This window comes from Microvirga sp. BSC39, assembly GCF_000739015.1.
GTDB lineage: Bacteria > Pseudomonadota > Alphaproteobacteria > Rhizobiales > Beijerinckiaceae > Microvirga.
In genome coordinates this window covers 388,112-403,782 of record NZ_JPUG01000078.1, presented here as the reverse complement: position 1 = coordinate 403,782, position 15,671 = coordinate 388,112, and the positions used below count along the sequence as shown (strand labels likewise).

General features: G+C 64.4%; 18 protein-coding genes. 6 read left to right on the top strand and 12 right to left on the bottom strand.

Translation table 11 applies throughout. The annotated features are described in order from the left end of the window. The first annotated feature begins 12 nt into the window (after positions 1 to 12). Positions 13 to 1,617, top strand: a complete 1,605-nt coding sequence (locus MA07_RS25985) for an FAD-dependent oxidoreductase (RefSeq protein ID WP_036358986.1) — start codon at positions 13 to 15, stop codon at positions 1,615 to 1,617. Beyond that, positions 1,614 to 1,829 carry a DUF2783 domain-containing protein gene (locus tag MA07_RS25980; protein WP_036358983.1) on the top strand — a complete coding sequence of 72 codons (216 nt, stop codon included), beginning with the start codon at positions 1,614 to 1,616 and terminating at the stop codon, positions 1,827 to 1,829. The genes MA07_RS25985 and MA07_RS25980 overlap by 4 nt, the downstream gene beginning before the upstream one ends. A 13-nt stretch (positions 1,830 to 1,842) precedes the next feature. Here MA07_RS25980 and MA07_RS25975 read toward each other — a convergent pair whose 3' ends face one another. The 5 genes from MA07_RS25975 to MA07_RS25955 form a co-directional block, all read right to left on the bottom strand. Further along, entirely contained in the window at positions 1,843 to 2,547 is a 705-nt protein-coding gene (locus tag MA07_RS25975) for an ABC transporter ATP-binding protein (RefSeq protein WP_036358980.1), read from the bottom strand. Next, on the bottom strand, positions 2,540 to 3,322 hold the full coding sequence (locus MA07_RS25970; RefSeq protein WP_036358977.1) for an ABC transporter ATP-binding protein: 783 nt from the start codon (positions 3,320 to 3,322) through the stop codon (positions 2,540 to 2,542). Before MA07_RS25970 ends, MA07_RS25975 begins: the two co-directional genes overlap by 8 nt. Beyond that, complete coding sequence (locus tag MA07_RS25965) at positions 3,319 to 4,266, bottom strand: branched-chain amino acid ABC transporter permease (RefSeq protein WP_036358974.1); 948 nt, start codon at positions 4,264 to 4,266, stop codon at positions 3,319 to 3,321. Before MA07_RS25965 ends, MA07_RS25970 begins: the two co-directional genes overlap by 4 nt. 2 nt (positions 4,267 to 4,268) lie before the next feature. Continuing rightward, on the bottom strand, positions 4,269 to 5,141 hold the full coding sequence (locus tag MA07_RS25960; protein WP_036358971.1) for a branched-chain amino acid ABC transporter permease: 873 nt from the start codon (positions 5,139 to 5,141) through the stop codon (positions 4,269 to 4,271). A gap of 73 nt (positions 5,142 to 5,214) precedes the next feature. Further along, entirely contained in the window at positions 5,215 to 6,381 is a 1,167-nt protein-coding gene (locus tag MA07_RS25955; RefSeq protein WP_036358968.1) for an ABC transporter substrate-binding protein, read from the bottom strand. Positions 6,382 to 6,729: 348 nt separating this feature from the next. Between MA07_RS25955 and paaG the strand changes: the two genes are divergently transcribed. Genes paaG through MA07_RS25935 form a run of 4 tightly spaced genes read left to right on the top strand, consistent with a single transcriptional unit; the run spans position 6,730 to position 9,989 of the window. Then, positions 6,730 to 7,521, top strand: a complete 792-nt coding sequence (gene paaG / locus MA07_RS25950) for a 2-(1,2-epoxy-1,2-dihydrophenyl)acetyl-CoA isomerase PaaG (RefSeq protein ID WP_036359281.1) — start codon at positions 6,730 to 6,732, stop codon at positions 7,519 to 7,521. Next, on the top strand, positions 7,521 to 7,997 hold the full coding sequence (gene paaI / locus MA07_RS25945) for a hydroxyphenylacetyl-CoA thioesterase PaaI (protein ID WP_036358965.1): 477 nt from the start codon (positions 7,521 to 7,523) through the stop codon (positions 7,995 to 7,997). The genes paaG and paaI overlap by 1 nt, the downstream gene beginning before the upstream one ends. Before the next feature lie 13 nt (positions 7,998 to 8,010). After that, positions 8,011 to 9,345: a phenylacetate--CoA ligase PaaK gene (gene paaK / locus MA07_RS25940; RefSeq protein ID WP_036358962.1), complete on the top strand. Its 1,335-nt coding sequence runs from the start codon at positions 8,011 to 8,013 to the stop codon at positions 9,343 to 9,345. A gap of 8 nt (positions 9,346 to 9,353) precedes the next feature. Further along, positions 9,354 to 9,989: a TetR/AcrR family transcriptional regulator gene (locus MA07_RS25935; RefSeq protein WP_036358959.1), complete on the top strand. Its 636-nt coding sequence runs from the start codon at positions 9,354 to 9,356 to the stop codon at positions 9,987 to 9,989. An 8-nt stretch (positions 9,990 to 9,997) separates the two neighbouring features. Here the strand turns inward: MA07_RS25935 and MA07_RS25930 are convergent, their stop codons facing one another. The 7 genes from MA07_RS25930 to MA07_RS25900 form a co-directional block, all read right to left on the bottom strand. Then, positions 9,998 to 10,771: a Phenylacetic acid catabolic protein gene (locus MA07_RS25930; RefSeq protein ID WP_036358956.1), complete on the bottom strand. Its 774-nt coding sequence runs from the start codon at positions 10,769 to 10,771 to the stop codon at positions 9,998 to 10,000. A gap of 15 nt (positions 10,772 to 10,786) precedes the next feature. After that, a complete protein-coding gene (paaE, locus tag MA07_RS25925; protein WP_036358953.1) occupies positions 10,787 to 11,863 on the bottom strand; it encodes a 1,2-phenylacetyl-CoA epoxidase subunit PaaE in 1,077 nt (358 codons plus the stop codon). Positions 11,864 to 11,879: 16 nt separating this feature from the next. Then, positions 11,880 to 12,392 (bottom strand): 1,2-phenylacetyl-CoA epoxidase subunit PaaD, encoded by a 513-nt coding sequence (gene paaD, locus MA07_RS25920; protein WP_036358950.1) that lies wholly within the window; start codon positions 12,390 to 12,392, stop codon positions 11,880 to 11,882. A 7-nt stretch (positions 12,393 to 12,399) separates the two neighbouring features. Next, positions 12,400 to 13,158, bottom strand: a complete 759-nt coding sequence (gene paaC, locus MA07_RS25915) for a 1,2-phenylacetyl-CoA epoxidase subunit PaaC (RefSeq protein WP_036358948.1) — start codon at positions 13,156 to 13,158, stop codon at positions 12,400 to 12,402. Then, complete coding sequence (gene paaB / locus MA07_RS25910) at positions 13,158 to 13,448, bottom strand: 1,2-phenylacetyl-CoA epoxidase subunit PaaB (protein WP_036358944.1); 291 nt, start codon at positions 13,446 to 13,448, stop codon at positions 13,158 to 13,160. The genes paaC and paaB overlap by 1 nt, the downstream gene beginning before the upstream one ends. A 14-nt stretch (positions 13,449 to 13,462) precedes the next feature. Next, positions 13,463 to 14,458 carry a 1,2-phenylacetyl-CoA epoxidase subunit PaaA gene (paaA, locus tag MA07_RS25905; protein WP_036358941.1) on the bottom strand — a complete coding sequence of 332 codons (996 nt, stop codon included), beginning with the start codon at positions 14,456 to 14,458 and terminating at the stop codon, positions 13,463 to 13,465. Positions 14,459 to 14,641: 183 nt separating this feature from the next. Next, entirely contained in the window at positions 14,642 to 15,538 is an 897-nt protein-coding gene (locus MA07_RS25900) for a PaaX family transcriptional regulator C-terminal domain-containing protein (RefSeq protein WP_036358938.1), read from the bottom strand. Between the last annotated feature and the right edge of the window lie 133 nt (positions 15,539 to 15,671).

Sequence of the window (15,671 nt, the reverse complement as noted above, 5' to 3'; positions counted from 1 at the left end):
AAGAGAGGCGCCATGAACACCCGCAAGGTCCTCTATCAGTTCGGCTACCGCCGCTGCCCTGATCAGGATCGCCCCTCCCCGGCCCAGCACCCCGTGGTGGTCGTGGGTGCCGGTCCTGTGGGGCTCTGCACGGCCATCGACCTCGCGCAGCGGGGCATTCCCGTGGTGCTTCTCGACGATGCGGACCGGATCGGCGAGGGCTCGCGCGGCATCTGCTATGCCAAGCGCACCCTCGAAATCCTGGACCGACTCGGCGCGGCGCATCCCTGCCTTGAGAAAGGGGTGACCTGGAAGATCGGCAAGGTCTTCCAGAACAACGATCTGCTCTATGCCTTCGACCTTCTGCCCGAGGACGGCCACAAGATGCCGGCCTTCATCAACCTGCAGCAATATTATCTGGAACATGCCCTCGTCGAGCGTGCTGCTGCGCTCCCGTATCTTGAGATCCGCTGGCGCAACAAGGTCGTCGACCTGAAGCGCCGCAACGATGGCGCGACGCTCACGGTCGAGACGCCTGAGGGCCCCTACGATCTCGACGCCGAGTGGGTCGTGGCGGCCGATGGCGCGCGCTCCGCCTTGCGCACGATGCTTGGGCTGGAGTTCAAGGGAGAAGTGTTCGAAGACCGCTTTCTCATCGCAGACGTGAGGATGAAGGGCAGCTTTCCTTCCGAGCGCTGGTTCTGGTTCGACCCGCCCTTCCATGACGGCCACTCCGCCCTCCTGCACAAGCAGCCTGACGACGTCTGGCGCATCGACCTGCAGTTAGGACCGGATGCGGACGTGAAGGCCGAGCAGACGCCCGAGCGTGTGATGCCGCGCCTCAGGCAGATGCTGGGCCACGACGACTTCTCGCTTGAGTGGGTCTCGGTCTACACCTTCCAGTGCCGCCGCCTGGAGCGCTTCGTGCATGGCCGCGTGGTCTTCGTCGGGGACGCAGCCCACCAGGTCTCGCCCTTCGGCGCGCGAGGCGCGAATTCCGGCATTCAGGATGCGGACAATCTGGCGTGGAAGCTCGCCTTCATCATCAACGGCGAGGCGCCGGAGCGCCTGATCGAGTCCTACGACATCGAACGCTCCGCCGCGGCCGATGAGAATATCGGCCACTCGACCCGCTCGACCGACTTCATCGCACCACGCTCGGCGCAGGAGCTTCGGTTCCGCGATGCGACCCTGTCGCTCGCGCGCCATGCTCCCTTTGCCAAGCGGATGGTGAACTCAGGCAGGCTGTCGATGCCATCCACTTACGACACGCCCCTGTCGACGCCGGATGCGGACCCCTGGTCCGGCTCTGCCCGGCTCGGCGCCCCCCTTCCCGACGCCCCGATGCGCGACCGCAGCGGGCAGCCGATATGGCTGCTGGAAGCCATTGGCGGTGAGGAGACGATTCTGCACATCCCGAATGGAGCTCAGCCCCCCACGGGCTCCCGCGTTCTCATCATCGGTGACGATCTCATCGACGAGCACGGCTTCTTCGCCCAGCGCTTCGATGCAAGTCCCGGCAGCACCTATCTCGTGCGCCCCGACCAGCATCTTGCAGCACGTTGGCGTCATGCGCCTCCGTCGCTGATCGAAAACGCTTCGCGCCGCCTGAAAGGATTTGAGGGAGATCGTGCATGAGCGTGCTCGTCACCGAGAGTCGTCTGGCCGATCCGGATCAGACCTATCGTGCGCTGATCGAGGCGCATCGAGGGTTGCCGGACGAGGACAGTGCGGCGCTCAACAGCCGCCTCGTGCTGATCCTGGCCAACCACATCGGCGAGCATGCGGTGCTCCAGGAAGCCATTGCTCTCGCAAAGCAGAGCATGGAACCGAAGGACGCATCGGAATGACCTGCCAGGCGGACTACTCGATTCCGAGATAGGCCGCCTTCACCTGGGGGTCGGCGAGCAGCGAAGAGCCCGTGCCGCTATAGGCAACCTTGCCGGTCTCGAGCACATAGCCGCGATCGGCGATGGCTAAAGCCGCGCTGGCGTTCTGCTCCACGAGAAGCACCGTGATGCCGTCCTTCCTGAGGGACACGATGGCATCGAGAATCTGGTCGACTAAGAGCGGCGACAAGCCAAGGGATGGTTCATCGAGCAGCAGAAGCTTAGGACGCCCCATCAGGGCCCGGCCGATGGCCAGCATCTGCTGCTGACCGCCAGACAAGCCGCCGGCCAGGAGATGACGCTTCTCGGCCAGGATCGGGAACATCGCGAAGACGCGGTCGCGATCCTGCTCGATCTCCTTGTCGCGCCGCCTGTAGGCTCCGAGCCGCAGGTTGTCCTCGACGGTGAGAGGCCCGAACACCTGTCGGCCTTCGGGCGACTGAGTGATGCCGAGTTCCACCCGCTGATGAGGGTGCAGGCGGTCGATGCGCTGTCCCTTGAAGCGGATCTCACCGCCGGTGATCGGCTGCACGCCTGAAAGCGCGCGCAGCAGCGTGGTCTTTCCGGCGCCGTTTGCGCCGACAAGCGCCACGACTTCGCCCGTGCGAACCTCGAGGCTGACGCCTTTGAGAACTTCGATCCGGCCATAGGCGCTGCGCAGGCTCTCGACCTCAAGCACGGGCAGCCTCCCGGGCGCCGTGCTGTCCCAGATAAGCCTCAACGACCTTTGGATCATCGCGCACCTCTCGCGGCGTTCCCTCGGCCAGCGGCCTGCCCCGCTCAAGAACCAGGATCCTGTCAGAGATCTTCATGACGAGCTTCATGTCGTGCTCCACGAGCACGACGGCGACGCCCCTGTCGGCAACCTGCCGGATCAGGTGATCGATCTCTTCGGTCTCGACTGCGTTGCAGCCGGCAGCCGGCTCGTCGAGGAGCAGCACGCGCGGCTCGGCCGCGAGGGCGCGGGCGATCTCAAGACGCTTGCAGGCGCCATAGGGAAGCGACCCGGCCGGCACGTCCGCGGCGTCCTTCAGGCCCACGGAGGCGAGAAGATCGAGTGCCGCGGCCCGCGTCTCCCGGTTCTGGCGCGTCACGGACGGAGTTCTGAACAGCGCCGGCAGGAGGCTGCATTTCTCCCGGAGGTGGCGTCCGACCATCACGTTCTCGCAAGCGGTCATGCGCTGGAAGATCTGCAGGTTCTGGAACGTGCGGGAGAGCCCGCGAGCAGCCAGATCGTGGGGTGAGAGACCGGTCACGTCCTCATCGGCCAAATGGATCGTGCCACGACTTGCGGCATAGATGCCGGACACGATGTTGAAGAGCGTCGTCTTGCCGGCTCCGTTGGGACCGATGATCGAGAGGATCTGGCCGGGGCTCACCGAAAAGCCGACCCCGTCGACGGCCTTCACGCCGCCGAAGGAGATGCCGATATCCGTCGCCGTCAGGATCGTCATGACCGTGCCCTCCTCAGGAACAGGCCCGAGAGGCTCGGCACGATGCCGTTGCGCATGAAGATCATCGACACGATGATGATGAGGCCGAGAAGCAGATGCTCGTATTCGTGGAAGATCGTCAGCGCCTGCGGCAGCGTCACCAGAACGGCCGCCCCGACGATGCTGCCGACAATGGACCCGAGGCCCCCGAGAACCACGATGGTGACGAGTTCCACCGAGTGCAGGAAGCCCGCCTGATCCGGGTTGATGAAACCGTTCATGAAGGCCAGCGCCGAGCCGGCAATCGACGCATAGACGGCCGCGATCACGAAGGCCTGCAGCTTGAATCGGGCGACATCGACGCCCACCACCTGGGCCGCCACCTCGCTGTCGTGCAGCGCGCGAAACGCCCGTCCTGTCGGCGTCTCATCGAGGTTGAGGGCAATCCAGGTTCCAATGAGCAGGAGGGCGCCGGTCACCCAATACCAGGTATTCGACCCGCTGACGCGCCAGCCGAACAGGGTCAGCCGCTCGACCGGCATGCCGTCCGGCCCGCCCGTCCAGCCGCTTTCGGTGGAAATCACGAGCGCGATGAGCACGCCGAGGCCGAGGGTCGCAATCGCGAGGTAATGGCCCTTCAGCCGCAGGATCGGGCGTCCAACCAGATAGGCCAGCACCGCAGAGAGCACGGCACCAACGAGAATCGCCGCCCAGGGCGGGATCCCAAGATGCGTCGGCCCGATGGCGACGGCATAGGCTCCGATTCCGAAGAACGCCGCGTGGCCGAGGCTGACCTGCCCCGCCTGCCCCATGAGGATGTTGAGGCCGATGGCCGCCAGCGCCGACACCCACACGAGCGACGCGACGCGGAAGTAATAGCTTGAGGGAAAGACGAGCGGGAGCACGGCGATCACGACCGCCAGCACGGCCAGTGTCATAAAGCGCTGGTTCAGGAGAGCACCCATCCTCACACCCTCTCAACGGCTCGACGTCCGAACAGACCCTGCGGGGCTGCGAACAGGACGATGAGGATGACCAGGAACGCGAAGGCGTCCTTGTAGGTGGAGCTCAGGTAGCCTGCCCCGAAGGCTTCCAACAGACCCAGCAGAAGTCCGCCCACGACAGCCCCCAGCGGATTGCCCATTCCCCCCAGCATGGCGGCGGCAAAACCCTTCAGGGCCAGCAATGTGCCGACATCGTAATTCGTCAGGGTGATCGGCGTGACGAGAATGCCCGCGATGGCTCCGATGGCGGCGGAGCCTCCGAAGGCCAGAGCCATGATCGTGGTCGTGTTGATGCCCACCAGCCGCGCTGCCAGCCGGTTCGCGGCTGTGGCCAGAACAGCCTTGCCGAGGAGCGTGTGCTCGAGGAAGACGTAAAGCGCCACCACGACCACGGCTGTTCCGCCGAGAACCCAGAAGCTCTGCGGCTGAACGGCCGCGCCGAGAACATCGATGGGCGCCTCGCCCGTGAAGCCGGGAAGCTTGTGAAACTGCTTGTCGAAGATGATTGCGGCAAGGCCGCGGAGCAGGATCGATGCGCCGATCGTGATGATGATGAGGGTCACGGCCGATGCGCCGCGGGCGGGCTCGATGGCAAAGCGATGGAGAAGAAGCCCCACCGCCACAGCGGCCACCACCGCAACAACGGCAGCCAGGGGCAGCGGCACGCCGGCGGCCGATGCGAACACGGTCACCATGCCGCCGAGCATGACGAATTCGCCCTGGGCGAAGTTCACCACGCCGGATGCGTTGTAGATCAGCGTGAAGCCCAGCGCGACGAGCGCATAGACGGCGCCAACCGTCAGCCCGGAGATGAGAAACTGGAGGAACTCGGCCATATGATGTCCCGCGACTTCAGATCGGCGAACGGGAGGCGGTGATCCGCCTCCCGTTGGTCCATATCGGCGAGGATCAGCTGCCCGATGCCACCAGGTTCCAGTCGCCGCCCTTGATCTCGAGCATGCGGAACGCGGAGAGATCGAGGCCGAGATGGTCCGTGGCCGACATGTTCACGATGCCGCCGGTGCCGACGAAGCCCTTGGTCTTCTCGATCTCGTCACGGATTTTCGCAGAATCCGTGGAGTTGGCGCGCTTCATGGCCTCGACCAGGATGAAGAGGCCGTCATAGGCATGCCCGCCGAAGGTGGAGACCGGCTGCTTCGTGGCGCTCTCGTAGGCCTGCTTGTATTCCGTCACGACCTTTTTCTGCGGATCGCTCTCCGGCAGCTTGTCGCCCACGAGCAGCGCTGCAGCCGGCAGGCGGACGCCCTCCGCCGCAGCCCCCGCGAGATCGATGAAGCTCTTCGAGGCAACGCCGTGGCTCTGGTAGAACGGGACGTTGCTCATGCCGAGCTGTGCATAGTTGCGGGTCACGATGGCAGGGCCCTGGCCGAAGCCCGGGTTCACGACCGCCTGCAGGCCGGCCGTGTTCTTGATCTTGGTGAGCTGGGCGGTCATGTCGCTGTCGCGCGGGCCGTAGTTCTCGTCGGCCACGATCTCCATGCCGTAGTTGGGCGCGACCTTCACGCACTGCGCACGCATGGACGCCCCGAAGCCGTCGGTCCCAGAGATCAGGCCGATCTTGGTGAGATTGCGCTTCTTCAGGTCCTCGAAGATCTTCTCGCAGGCCATCTTGTCGGTGTGCGGCGTCTTGAAGACGAACTTGCGCACGGGGTCGATCACCTCGATGGCGCCCGCGAGCGAAATGAAGGGAATCTTGGCATCCTCGAACACCGGGATCATCGCCATGGTGGTGCCGGTCGTCGATCCGCCGACCATGGCGACCACCTTGTCATCCTCGACGAGGCGTGTGGCGAAGGTGCGCGCCTTGTTGGCATCGCCGCCATCGTCATAGATCACCAGCTCGATCTTCTTGCCCGCGACGCCGCCGGCCGCATTGATCTTGTCGACATACATCCTGAGCGTCTTGTCCTCCGGCTCGCCGAGGAACGAGGCCGGCCCAGTGGCTGAGAGAACCGAGCCGATCTTGACGGTGTCCTGCGCAAGGGCACCATGAGACATGCCAACACTGAGTGCGCCTGCAGCCAGCATGAACTTGAGCGTCGTCTTCGATGTCATCCGTTTCCTCCTGGTTGGTTGTCGTTTGTTTTTTTGTTTTTGAACGCTGGATCGGGCCGCAGCGGCCCTTCAGGTCATTGTGGTTTGGAAGCACTGGAATGGGAAAGCAGCATCGGTGAAGCAGGCGTCGATGCTGTGGCGGTCGTGTGGGCGCACAGCCTGGGAGGCTTGAGTGAACGTACCCCGATGGTCTTCGACAAATCCCATCTCATGCGGCTCCCTGCGAGCTGTGAATGCTCTCATTGACCCTGTCCTTGACATCAATATAATTGACCGAACGGTTGGTCAATAGTAAACAAGTCGCAAGACCATCCGCTTGCCATCAGCGAAGAATTCGGGAGGGCCATGGTGGAGACTGATCTCATCCTCACGGACAGGCGCGAAGGCTATCGCGTCATCACCTTCAACCGGCCCGATCGTCTCAACTCCTTCAACGAGGCGATGCATGCGGCCCTGATGGCGGCGCTTCTTGATGCAGAAGCGGATGGCAGTTGCCGGGCGCTGATCCTCACGGGCGCCGGGCGTGGTTTCTGCGCAGGCCAGGATCTGTCCGACCGGATCTTCAGCCCCGGACAGTCGCCCGATCTCTCCTCGACGCTGGAACGACTCTACAACCCGCTCGTGCGCAAGCTGCGCGCATTGCAGATGCCCGTCATCTGCGCCGTCAACGGCGTGGCGGCCGGCGCCGGCGCCAACATCGCGCTGGCCTGCGACATCGTTCTGGCGGCGCGCTCCGCCAAATTCATCCAGGCCTTCGCGAAACTCGGCCTCGTGCCCGATTCAGGCGGCACCTGGTTCCTGCCGCGCCTCGTCGGCCCGGCGCGTGCACGCGCTCTCGCCCTGCTCGCCGAGCCGGTGCCGGCCGAACAGGCGGAGGCCTGGGGCATGATCTGGAAAGCCGTCGACGATGCGGGCCTCATGGACGAGGCACACCGACTGGCCGTGCACTTCGCGACGCAGCCCACCGTCGGGCTCGGGCTGATCAAGCAGGCTCTTGACGCTTCGCAGACGAACGATCTCGACCGGCAGCTCGACCTGGAGCGCGACCTGCAGGGCCGGGCCGGCCGCACGCCGGACTACATGGAAGGCGTCATGGCCTTCTTCGAGAAGCGGCAGCCCAAGTTCACGGGAAAAGCCTGATGGATGCACCCTCTTCCGCAATCGCCGCCCACGACATCGCACAGGCCTGCGCGCAGGCCATGTGGGCCGAGGATCAGGCGAGCCAGGGCCTCGGCATGACCGTGGAGCGGGTCGCGCCGGGCGAGGCGGTTCTGTCCATGCCTGTCCGCCCCGACATGACGAACGGCCACGGCATCTGCCACGGCGGCTTTATCTTCACCCTCGCCGACTCGGCGTTCGCGTTCGCCTGCAACACCTACAACCAGCGCACCGTCGCGCAGCAATGCACTGTCACGTTCCTGCAGCCCGGCCGCCGTGGCGACACGCTCACGGCTCATGCAGTGGAGCGCAATCGCTCCGGCCGCTCCGGCATCTACGACGTGACGGTTCGCAACGGCCAGGACGAGGTGGTTGCCGAGTTCCGCGGGCATTCTCGCACCATCGCCGGCACGCTGCTCGCATCGAGCGCAGACGAGACGGAACCAACAACAAAATGAATGGGAGGCTTCCTTGAATCAGATCCCGCTGCGCAAGCTGTCCGAACTGAAACCCGAGGCCGCAGCTCTCGACCGCCTCGAACTCGCATCCCGTGACGAGCTGACCGTATGGCAGCGCGAGCGTCTCGCCTGGTCCCTGCGCCACGCCTACGAGAACGTGCCGCACTACCGGGCGAAGTTCGACGCAGCCGGCGTTCATCCGGACGACTTCAAGGATATGAGTGACCTCGCGAAGTTTCCGTTCACCACCAAGGCGGACCTGCGTGACAACTATCCCTTCGGCATGTTCGCCGTGCCTCAAAATCAGATCGCCCGCGTGCACGGCTCGTCGGGCACCACCGGCAAGCCCACCGTGGTCGGCTACACGAAGCGCGACATCGACACATGGGCCGACGTGATGGCCCGCTCGATTCGGGCGAGCGGCGCGCGTCCCGGCATGAAGGTGCATGTGGCCTACGGCTACGGCCTCTTCACGGGCGGATTGGGCGCGCATTACGGCGCCGAGCGCCTCGGCTGCATGGTGATCCCCATGTCGGGCGGCATGACCGAGCGCCAGGTTCAGCTCATTCAGGATTTCCAGCCCGACGTGATCATGGTCACGCCCTCCTACATGCTGGCGATCCTCGACGAGTTCCGCAAGCAGGGCCTCGACCCGCGCCAATCCTCGCTTAAAGTGGGCATCTTCGGCGCGGAGCCCTGGACCAACGCCATGCGGGCGGAGATCGAGGAGGCCTTCGACATCCACGCAGTCGACATCTACGGCCTCTCCGAGGTCATGGGGCCGGGCGTCGCCTGCGAGTGCATCGAGACCAAGGACGGCCTGCACATCTGGGAGGATCACTTCTACCCCGAGGTGATCCATCCGGTGACGGGCGAGGTGCTGCCGGACGGCGAGGAGGGCGAGCTCGTCTTCACGTCGCTCACCAAGGAGGCCATGCCGGTCATCCGCTACCGCACCCGAGACCTCACCCGGCTCATGCCCGGCACCGCGCGCACCCTGCGGCGCATGGAAAAGGTCACGGGCCGCACCGACGACATGATGATCATCCGGGGCGTGAACGTCTTCCCCACGCAGATCGAGGAAAAGCTCCTGCAGATCCCGACCCTGTCGGGCCATTACCAGATCGTGCTGACCCGCGAGGGCCGCATGGACCAGGTGGAGATCCGGGCCGAGATCAGGCCTGAATCCGATTATCCGGAAACCCGCAGGGCCGCAGCCGACCGCCTGAGCCAGGCGATCAAGGATACCATTGGCATCACGGCTAAGGTAAACGTCCTCGACCCTGAAGGGATCGAGCGCTCGCTCGGCAAGGCGAGACGCGTGATCGACCGCAGACCGAAAGAATAGACAAGCCCATGGCCCGCACCCGCGCCACAGACTACGACGACAAGCGCCGGGCGATCCTCGATCGCTCGGCCGAACTCTTTGCCGAGCATGGCTATGATCGCGCCTCCATGAGCAAGATCGCCGAGGCCTGCGGGGTCTCGAAGGCCAACCTGTACCATTACTACCGGGACAAGGAGGAGCTGCTCTTCGACGTGATCCGCTTCCACCTGGAAGAACTGCTCGAAGTGGTGGAAGCCGCCGACCGGCCGGATCTTGCCGCCGGGCCTCGCCTCAAGGAACTGGTCGCGGCCCTGCTCGAGGCCTATCGCGATGCCGATGCCCAGCACAATGTGCAGATCAACGGCCTGCGCCTGCTGCCTTCGGACCGACAGACCGAGCTCAAGGCGATGGAGCGCGAGCTGGTGAAAATCTTCTCCGATGCGGTGGCGGGCGTCGCGCCGCAGCTGAAGGGCACCAAGCTGCTCAAACCCGTGACCATGTCGCTCTTCGGCATGATCAACTGGCATTATCTCTGGTTCAAGAACACCGGCGACGTGACCCGCGCCGACTACGCCGAGCTTGTCGCGCAGCTGATCGTGGACGGAACGCGCAATCTTCACGCAGATCAGATCGGCCTGCCACGGCGCGCCAGCGCGGCGGAGTAGCCGGCTCTCTAACGAACTCTGGTCGGCACGTTGAGACCGAATCCCTCGATCATCGGGTGAACGACGCTTTGCCAGCGGGCCAGAAGCTCCTCCCGGCCCTTCTGGCGCAGCCCATACTTCCGATGCTGGTCGAAGTGATCCGAGGCGCTGCTTCCGAAGGTGTCGGCCACGCGCGGATACCAGTAGTTCACGGAGGCCTGGGCATCGGTCCTGTCGTGTCCCCTGTCGAGCGCCACCCGCAGTCCTTGCTCACCAAGCTCCGCATGGCGTCTCTCAACGGGCAGGATGCCGGAGAGGGTGTCGGCCAAGGGCTGGTAAGAGCCGCGGGTCAGCTCGTCGAGCTGCACGACCGTTGCCTGCCCCATGAGGCAGTTCATCACCACCGCATCGACCCAGCCGTTGATCGGGTAATGGAAGACATTGAGGCGCATGTCGCCGTCCGTGCGGCGCGGCCCAAGATTGACGCTGCGGTCGAGGCGGGACGACCAGGGATGCGCGCCCACATACTGGCCTGTGTTGGCGCCGAACTGCTCCATCAGCTCCAGCACCTGCCGCGCGTGGTCGAACTTCTCGAGGACGATGCGCGTGGCCGTGATCCGCTCCTTCAGCCCCGGCGCCAGATTGATGCAGTCAGCAAAGCCCGAGGCGCCCGCCATCTCGGAATCGACGAAGATTGCCATGAGGCGCATGAGCTCGCCGCGATAGCGGGGCGTCACGTTGTCGGGCGCGCTCAGGCGCCCGCCTCCGGCCACGAAGCCCACGAGGCTTTCTTCATCGACCATGGCGCCACCTCTCGGTTATTTGTCGAAATCGACCAGGATCTTGTCGGTCACCGGATAGCTCTGGCAGGTCAGGATGTAGCCCCGGGCGATCTCGTAATCCTCCAGGGCGAAGTTTGCATCCATGTCGACCTCGCCTTCCACCAGCATCGCCCGGCAGGTGGAGCAGACGCCGCCCTTGCAGGCGTAAGGCAACTCGAGCCCTTCCTGGGTGGCGGCATCGAGCACCGACGCGCTGCCCTTCTCGAAGGACAGGGTGCGGGCGCGTCCGTCGATGACGATGGTGGCCTCGCAGAGGTTCTTGGCCTCCTCCGCCTTGGCCTGCTCGGGCGTGCGCTGGCGTCGGCTCGGGGTTGAGGTGGCAAACAGCTCGAACTTGATCTTGCGCTTGTCGAGGCCGTGCTCCTCAAGGCTTTTCGCCACACCCAGCATCATGTCCTGCGGCCCGCAGATAAATGCCGTGTCGATGGAGGAGGCGTCGATCCAGTGTTCGAGAAGCTGATCGCACTTCTCCTTGGTCAAGCGACCGTTGAAGAGATCGATATCCTGCTGCTCGCGGCTGAGGATATGGATGAGGCTGAAGCGGTCGAGATGCTCGTTCTTGAGATCCTCCAGCTCCTCCCGGAACATGATCGAGCTCGATGCGCGGTTCCCGTAGAAGAGGGTGAACGACGATTGCGGCTCCGCCAGAAGGGTCGTCTTCACGATGCTCAGCAGCGGCGTGATTCCGCTGCCCGCCGCAAAGCCCACGAAGTGCCTTTTCTGCGTGTGATCGAGGGGCACGAAGAAGTTGCCCATCGGCGGCATGGCCTCGATCACATGCCCAGGCGCGAGCTGCTCGCTCACCCAATTCGAGAACACGCCGCCCGCGATCTTCTTGATGCCGACTCGCAGCCTGCCCTCCATGGGTGCCGCGCAGATGGAGTAGGATCGGCGGACCTCGTCGCCCTCGATGGTGGTGCGCAGGGTCAGGTATTGTCCCGGCGAGAAGCTGAATGCATCCTTGTGCTCATCCGGCACGTCGAGGGTGAGGATGATGGCATCGCGGGTCTCGCGCCTGACGTCGGCCACGGTGACGGGATAGAACTTTGTCATGGAGCGTCCGCTCGTTTCAGATGCACTTGAAGTAGTCGAAGGGCTCGAGGCAGTCGTCGCACCGGTACTGCGCCTTGCACGGCGTCGAGCCGAACTCGCTGATGCGGGCCGTGTTCTCGGATTTGCAGCGGGGGCAGGCGATCACCAGCGGCTTGCGCAGCAGGCGGTCGAAGACCGAGGGGCCGCCCGCATTCTCGGCCGGCGGGGCGATGCCGTAGGCTTCGAGCTTGCGGCGTCCTTCTTGGCTGATCCAGTCCGTCGTCCAAGGCGGCGAGAGCCGGCGCTCGACGCGCAGGCGATCCAGCCCCCTCGCCCGCAGCGCTGCTTCGATGTCGAACGCAATGACGCTCGTGGCAGGGCAGCCCGAATAGGTGGGCGTGATCGCCACGACAAGCTCGTCACCGGACCATTGCACATCGCGCACGATGCCGAGGTCCATGACGGAAACAGCCGGAACCTCCGGGTCGGGAACATCCTCCAGCCAGGTTCTGACCTGCTCCACGTCCGGCCGTGTCAGGCTGCTCGTCATCGGCGCCTCACCAGGTTGCGTTGGGATAAGCCCGTTGCAGGAACTGGAGATCCGCCAGGATGTAGCCGAGATGCTCCGAGTGAATGCCCCGCTTGCCGCCCCGCTGCGCCCATCCGGGCTGCGGCAGGGTCAGTGTGGCTTCATCAGTTGTTGACCGCATCAGGCCGAGCCAGGGCTCGTGGAGCGACGAGAGATCGGGACCGATGCCTTCGCGCACCATGGCCTGGTCCACCTCGTCGGATTCGAACATCTCGCCGGTATACATCCAGAGATCGTCGACCGCCGTCTGCATGCGGCGATGGCTCTCTTCCGTTCCGTCGCCGAGACGCAGAACCCACTCCTGGCTGCGCTCCAGATGATAGGTGACCTCCTTGAGGCCCTTTGCGGCAATCTCGGCGATGCGGGCATTCTTCGAACCCGTGAGATCACGCAGCAGCAGGTAGTGCCAGGCATCGAAGTAGAATTGGCGCGCCATGGTGGCGGCGAAGTCGCCGTTCGGCTGCTCCACGAGCAGGAGATTGCGGAAGTCGCGGGCGTCGCGCAGATAGGCGAGCTTGTCGGCATCGCGCCCCTTGCCTTCGACCTCTCCTGCGAGGTTCAGCCAGAGCTGCGTCTGACCGATGAGATCGAGGGCGACGTTGGACAGCGCCAGATCTTCTTCCAGCGCGGGCGAATGCCCGCACCATTCCGACAGGCGATGACCGAGGATCAGGGCGTTGTCGCCAAGCCGCAGCAGATACTCGAAGAGAGCCTCCTGCCCGCTCATCACATGTGCCCCAGCTCTTCAGGGATTTCGTAGAAGGTCGGGTGCCGGTAGACCTTGCTGTTGGCCGGATCGAAGAGCGGCCCCTTCTCGCTCGGAGAGCTCGCCGCAATGTCGGAGGCGCGCACGACCCAAATGCTCACGCCCTCGTTGCGGCGTGTGTAGACATCGCGCGCATTCATGATCGCCATCTCGGCATCCGGCGCATGCAGGCTGCCCACGTGCCGGTGGGCAAGTCCGTGCTGGCTGCGGATGAACACCTCCCAGAGAGGCCATTCCTTCTTGTCGGTCATCGTCGCTCTCCCGCTCACGCAGCTTTGGCTTTGGCGCGCCCTGCTTTCTTGGCCGCATAGGCATCGGCGGCGTCGCGCACCCAGCGCCCTTCTTCGTATGCCTTCACCCGCGTGCGCAGCCGGTCGCGGTTGCAGGGGCCGTTGCCGGCGATCACCTGATAGAACTCGTCCCAGTTGACCTCGCCGAAATCGTAATGCCCGCGTTCGGCGTTCCATTTGAGATCGGGATCGGGCACCGTGAGGCCGAGATACTCCGCCTGCGGCACCGTCTGGTCGACGAATTTCTGGCGCAGCTCGTCGTTGGAATTGATCTTGATCTTCCAGCGCATGGACTGGGCGCTGTGAACCGACTCCGCATCGGACGGGCCGAACATCATCAGCGACGGCCACCACCAGCGGTTCAGCGCATCCTGCGCCATCTGCTTCTGCTCGGGCGTGCCGCGGGCAAGCTTCGTCATGGCGTCATAGCCCTGGCGCTGGTGGAAGCTCTCCTCCTTGCAGATGCGGATCATGGCGCGGGAGTAAGGACCGTAGGAGCAACGCTGCAGCGGCACCTGGTTCATGATGGCGGCGCCGTCCACGAGCCAGCCGATGGCGCCGATATCGGCCCAGGTCAGCGTCGGATAATTGAAGATGCTCGAATACTTGGCCTTGCCGCTGTTGAGCTGCTCCATGAGCTCATCGCGGCTGACGCCCAGGGTCTCGGCGGCGCAGTAGAGATAAAGGCCGTGGCCGGCCTCGTCCTGCACCTTGGCGAGCAGGATGGCCTTGCGTTCAAGGGTCGGCGCGCGGGTGATCCAGTTGCCCTCCGGCTGCATGCCGATGATCTCGGAATGGGCGTGCTGGGAGATCTGCCGGATCAGCGTCTTGCGGTAGGCCTCCGGCATCCACTCCTTGGGCTCGATCTTGATGTCCTGGTCGACACGATCCTGGAAGGCCCGCTCCTCGGGGGACATCTCCTCCTTGGACTGGATGTGATCGACGCCCGTTTTCACCATCTGTGCATACACGGCGCTTCTCCTTGAGCCTTCGGTGTGTCGTCTATCCTCGCTGCTGTCGGTCAACGCCTGCAAGGCCGCAATTTTCCATGCGCCAGAGGCCGGGCGTCAGGCAGCATGCTCCGAGGATAGGCAGCCGCATCCCTAATATGTCACATAAATTGGGTTATTCAAGAGTTTTTCGTAACGGATTGCCTAGCCGGCCTTCTGTTCCTTGATCGGCTGGACTGCCGCAAACCGCTGCCGAAAGCTTTGATCCACCGGCGGGAGCGGGCCTTGATCGTTCTGCCCGTGGCTGTCGATCCACTGTTCGGCGGCGGGGAGCAGCGTCTTGTAGATCGTGCCGCAGAGCTCTCGGGCCGCCGCTCCGGCCCAAGGGGTCGGGAGAAGCTGCTGGGGCAGCAGGGGATCCTTCAGAACGGCCCGGCGGTAGTCGTGGATGAGGAGAATGCGCACCAGCAGGGCATCCAGGCTGCCGAACCCGGCGCCCCCCTCGATCGCCGCGAGGGTTCCCGCATAGGTATCGATGAAGCGCCGGTAGCGGCCCTCGATGCTCTCCAGCGGCCAGGCCCGCTCCGCCAGCCGCCGTGCCGTCGCTAGGTCCGCCGGGGCAGCCGAGAGGCGGAGGACCCTATCCTTGCCGGCGGAGGATGTCGCAGCGGCAATGAGCAGGTCAGGCCCGAGGGCTCCATAGCCGATCTCGGTCAATTCGGTGCGGAGCGCGCTTCGGTCCTGTCCGTTGTCGAGGAGAAGCAGATCGAAGGAGCCGTGCCAGGTCTGCGACGGCTCGGCATAGATCCGCCGGGTTGCCTGGGCGAAGGCCTCCTGCCCCTGCGCCGTGAGCCGGTAATAGCTGTTGCGCCCCACCTTCCAGCGCTCGAACCAGCCCTCCGACACCAGACGGGACAGGGCCGTCCTGACCAGGGTATCGCTGATGCGGAAGGCCCGCATGATCTCGTGGAGTGAGGACAGGGACAGAACTCCGCCCCGCGGCACGACCGCGTCCCCGAAGACCGTCACGATCAGCGAACCCGCCCGGATCGGGGTCCGCTCATGAAACCGGTCCAGCAGGGCTTCGACAAACGCGGCCATTCACGCCAACTCCGTTCCTTCAGGATCGCGGCGATCATCGCCTCTATGCTCCATTGTGCCCTAACCTATTCATGCTTCCTTTGTCTCTGTCGACTCCAGAGCCGTAGGAGGCAGGCTTCCCAAAATTTCTTGA

What these genes read in the sequence shown, in the direction of transcription:
- MA07_RS25970 (WP_036358977.1), bottom strand. Translation starts at nt 3,322, where the DNA reads ATGACGATCCTGACGGCGACGGATATCGGCATCTCCTTCGGCGGCGTG.
- paaI (WP_036358965.1), top strand. Translation starts at nt 7,521, where the DNA reads ATGGATGCACCCTCTTCCGCAATCGCCGCCCACGACATCGCACAGGCC.
- paaB (WP_036358944.1), bottom strand. Translation starts at nt 13,448, where the DNA reads ATGACCGACAAGAAGGAATGGCCTCTCTGGGAGGTGTTCATCCGCAGC.
- MA07_RS25985 (WP_036358986.1), top strand. Translation starts at nt 13, where the DNA reads ATGAACACCCGCAAGGTCCTCTATCAGTTCGGCTACCGCCGCTGCCCT.
- paaD (WP_036358950.1), bottom strand. Translation starts at nt 12,392, where the DNA reads ATGACGAGCAGCCTGACACGGCCGGACGTGGAGCAGGTCAGAACCTGG.
- MA07_RS25955 (WP_036358968.1), bottom strand. Translation starts at nt 6,381, where the DNA reads ATGACATCGAAGACGACGCTCAAGTTCATGCTGGCTGCAGGCGCACTC.
- MA07_RS25980 (WP_036358983.1), top strand. Translation starts at nt 1,614, where the DNA reads ATGAGCGTGCTCGTCACCGAGAGTCGTCTGGCCGATCCGGATCAGACC.
- MA07_RS25965 (WP_036358974.1), bottom strand. Translation starts at nt 4,266, where the DNA reads ATGGGTGCTCTCCTGAACCAGCGCTTTATGACACTGGCCGTGCTGGCG.
- MA07_RS25900 (WP_036358938.1), bottom strand. Translation starts at nt 15,538, where the DNA reads ATGGCCGCGTTTGTCGAAGCCCTGCTGGACCGGTTTCATGAGCGGACC.
- MA07_RS25930 (WP_036358956.1), bottom strand. Translation starts at nt 10,771, where the DNA reads ATGGTCGATGAAGAAAGCCTCGTGGGCTTCGTGGCCGGAGGCGGGCGC.
- paaE (WP_036358953.1), bottom strand. Translation starts at nt 11,863, where the DNA reads ATGACAAAGTTCTATCCCGTCACCGTGGCCGACGTCAGGCGCGAGACC.
- MA07_RS25960 (WP_036358971.1), bottom strand. Translation starts at nt 5,141, where the DNA reads ATGGCCGAGTTCCTCCAGTTTCTCATCTCCGGGCTGACGGTTGGCGCC.
- paaC (WP_036358948.1), bottom strand. Translation starts at nt 13,158, where the DNA reads ATGAGCGGGCAGGAGGCTCTCTTCGAGTATCTGCTGCGGCTTGGCGAC.
- MA07_RS25935 (WP_036358959.1), top strand. Translation starts at nt 9,354, where the DNA reads ATGGCCCGCACCCGCGCCACAGACTACGACGACAAGCGCCGGGCGATC.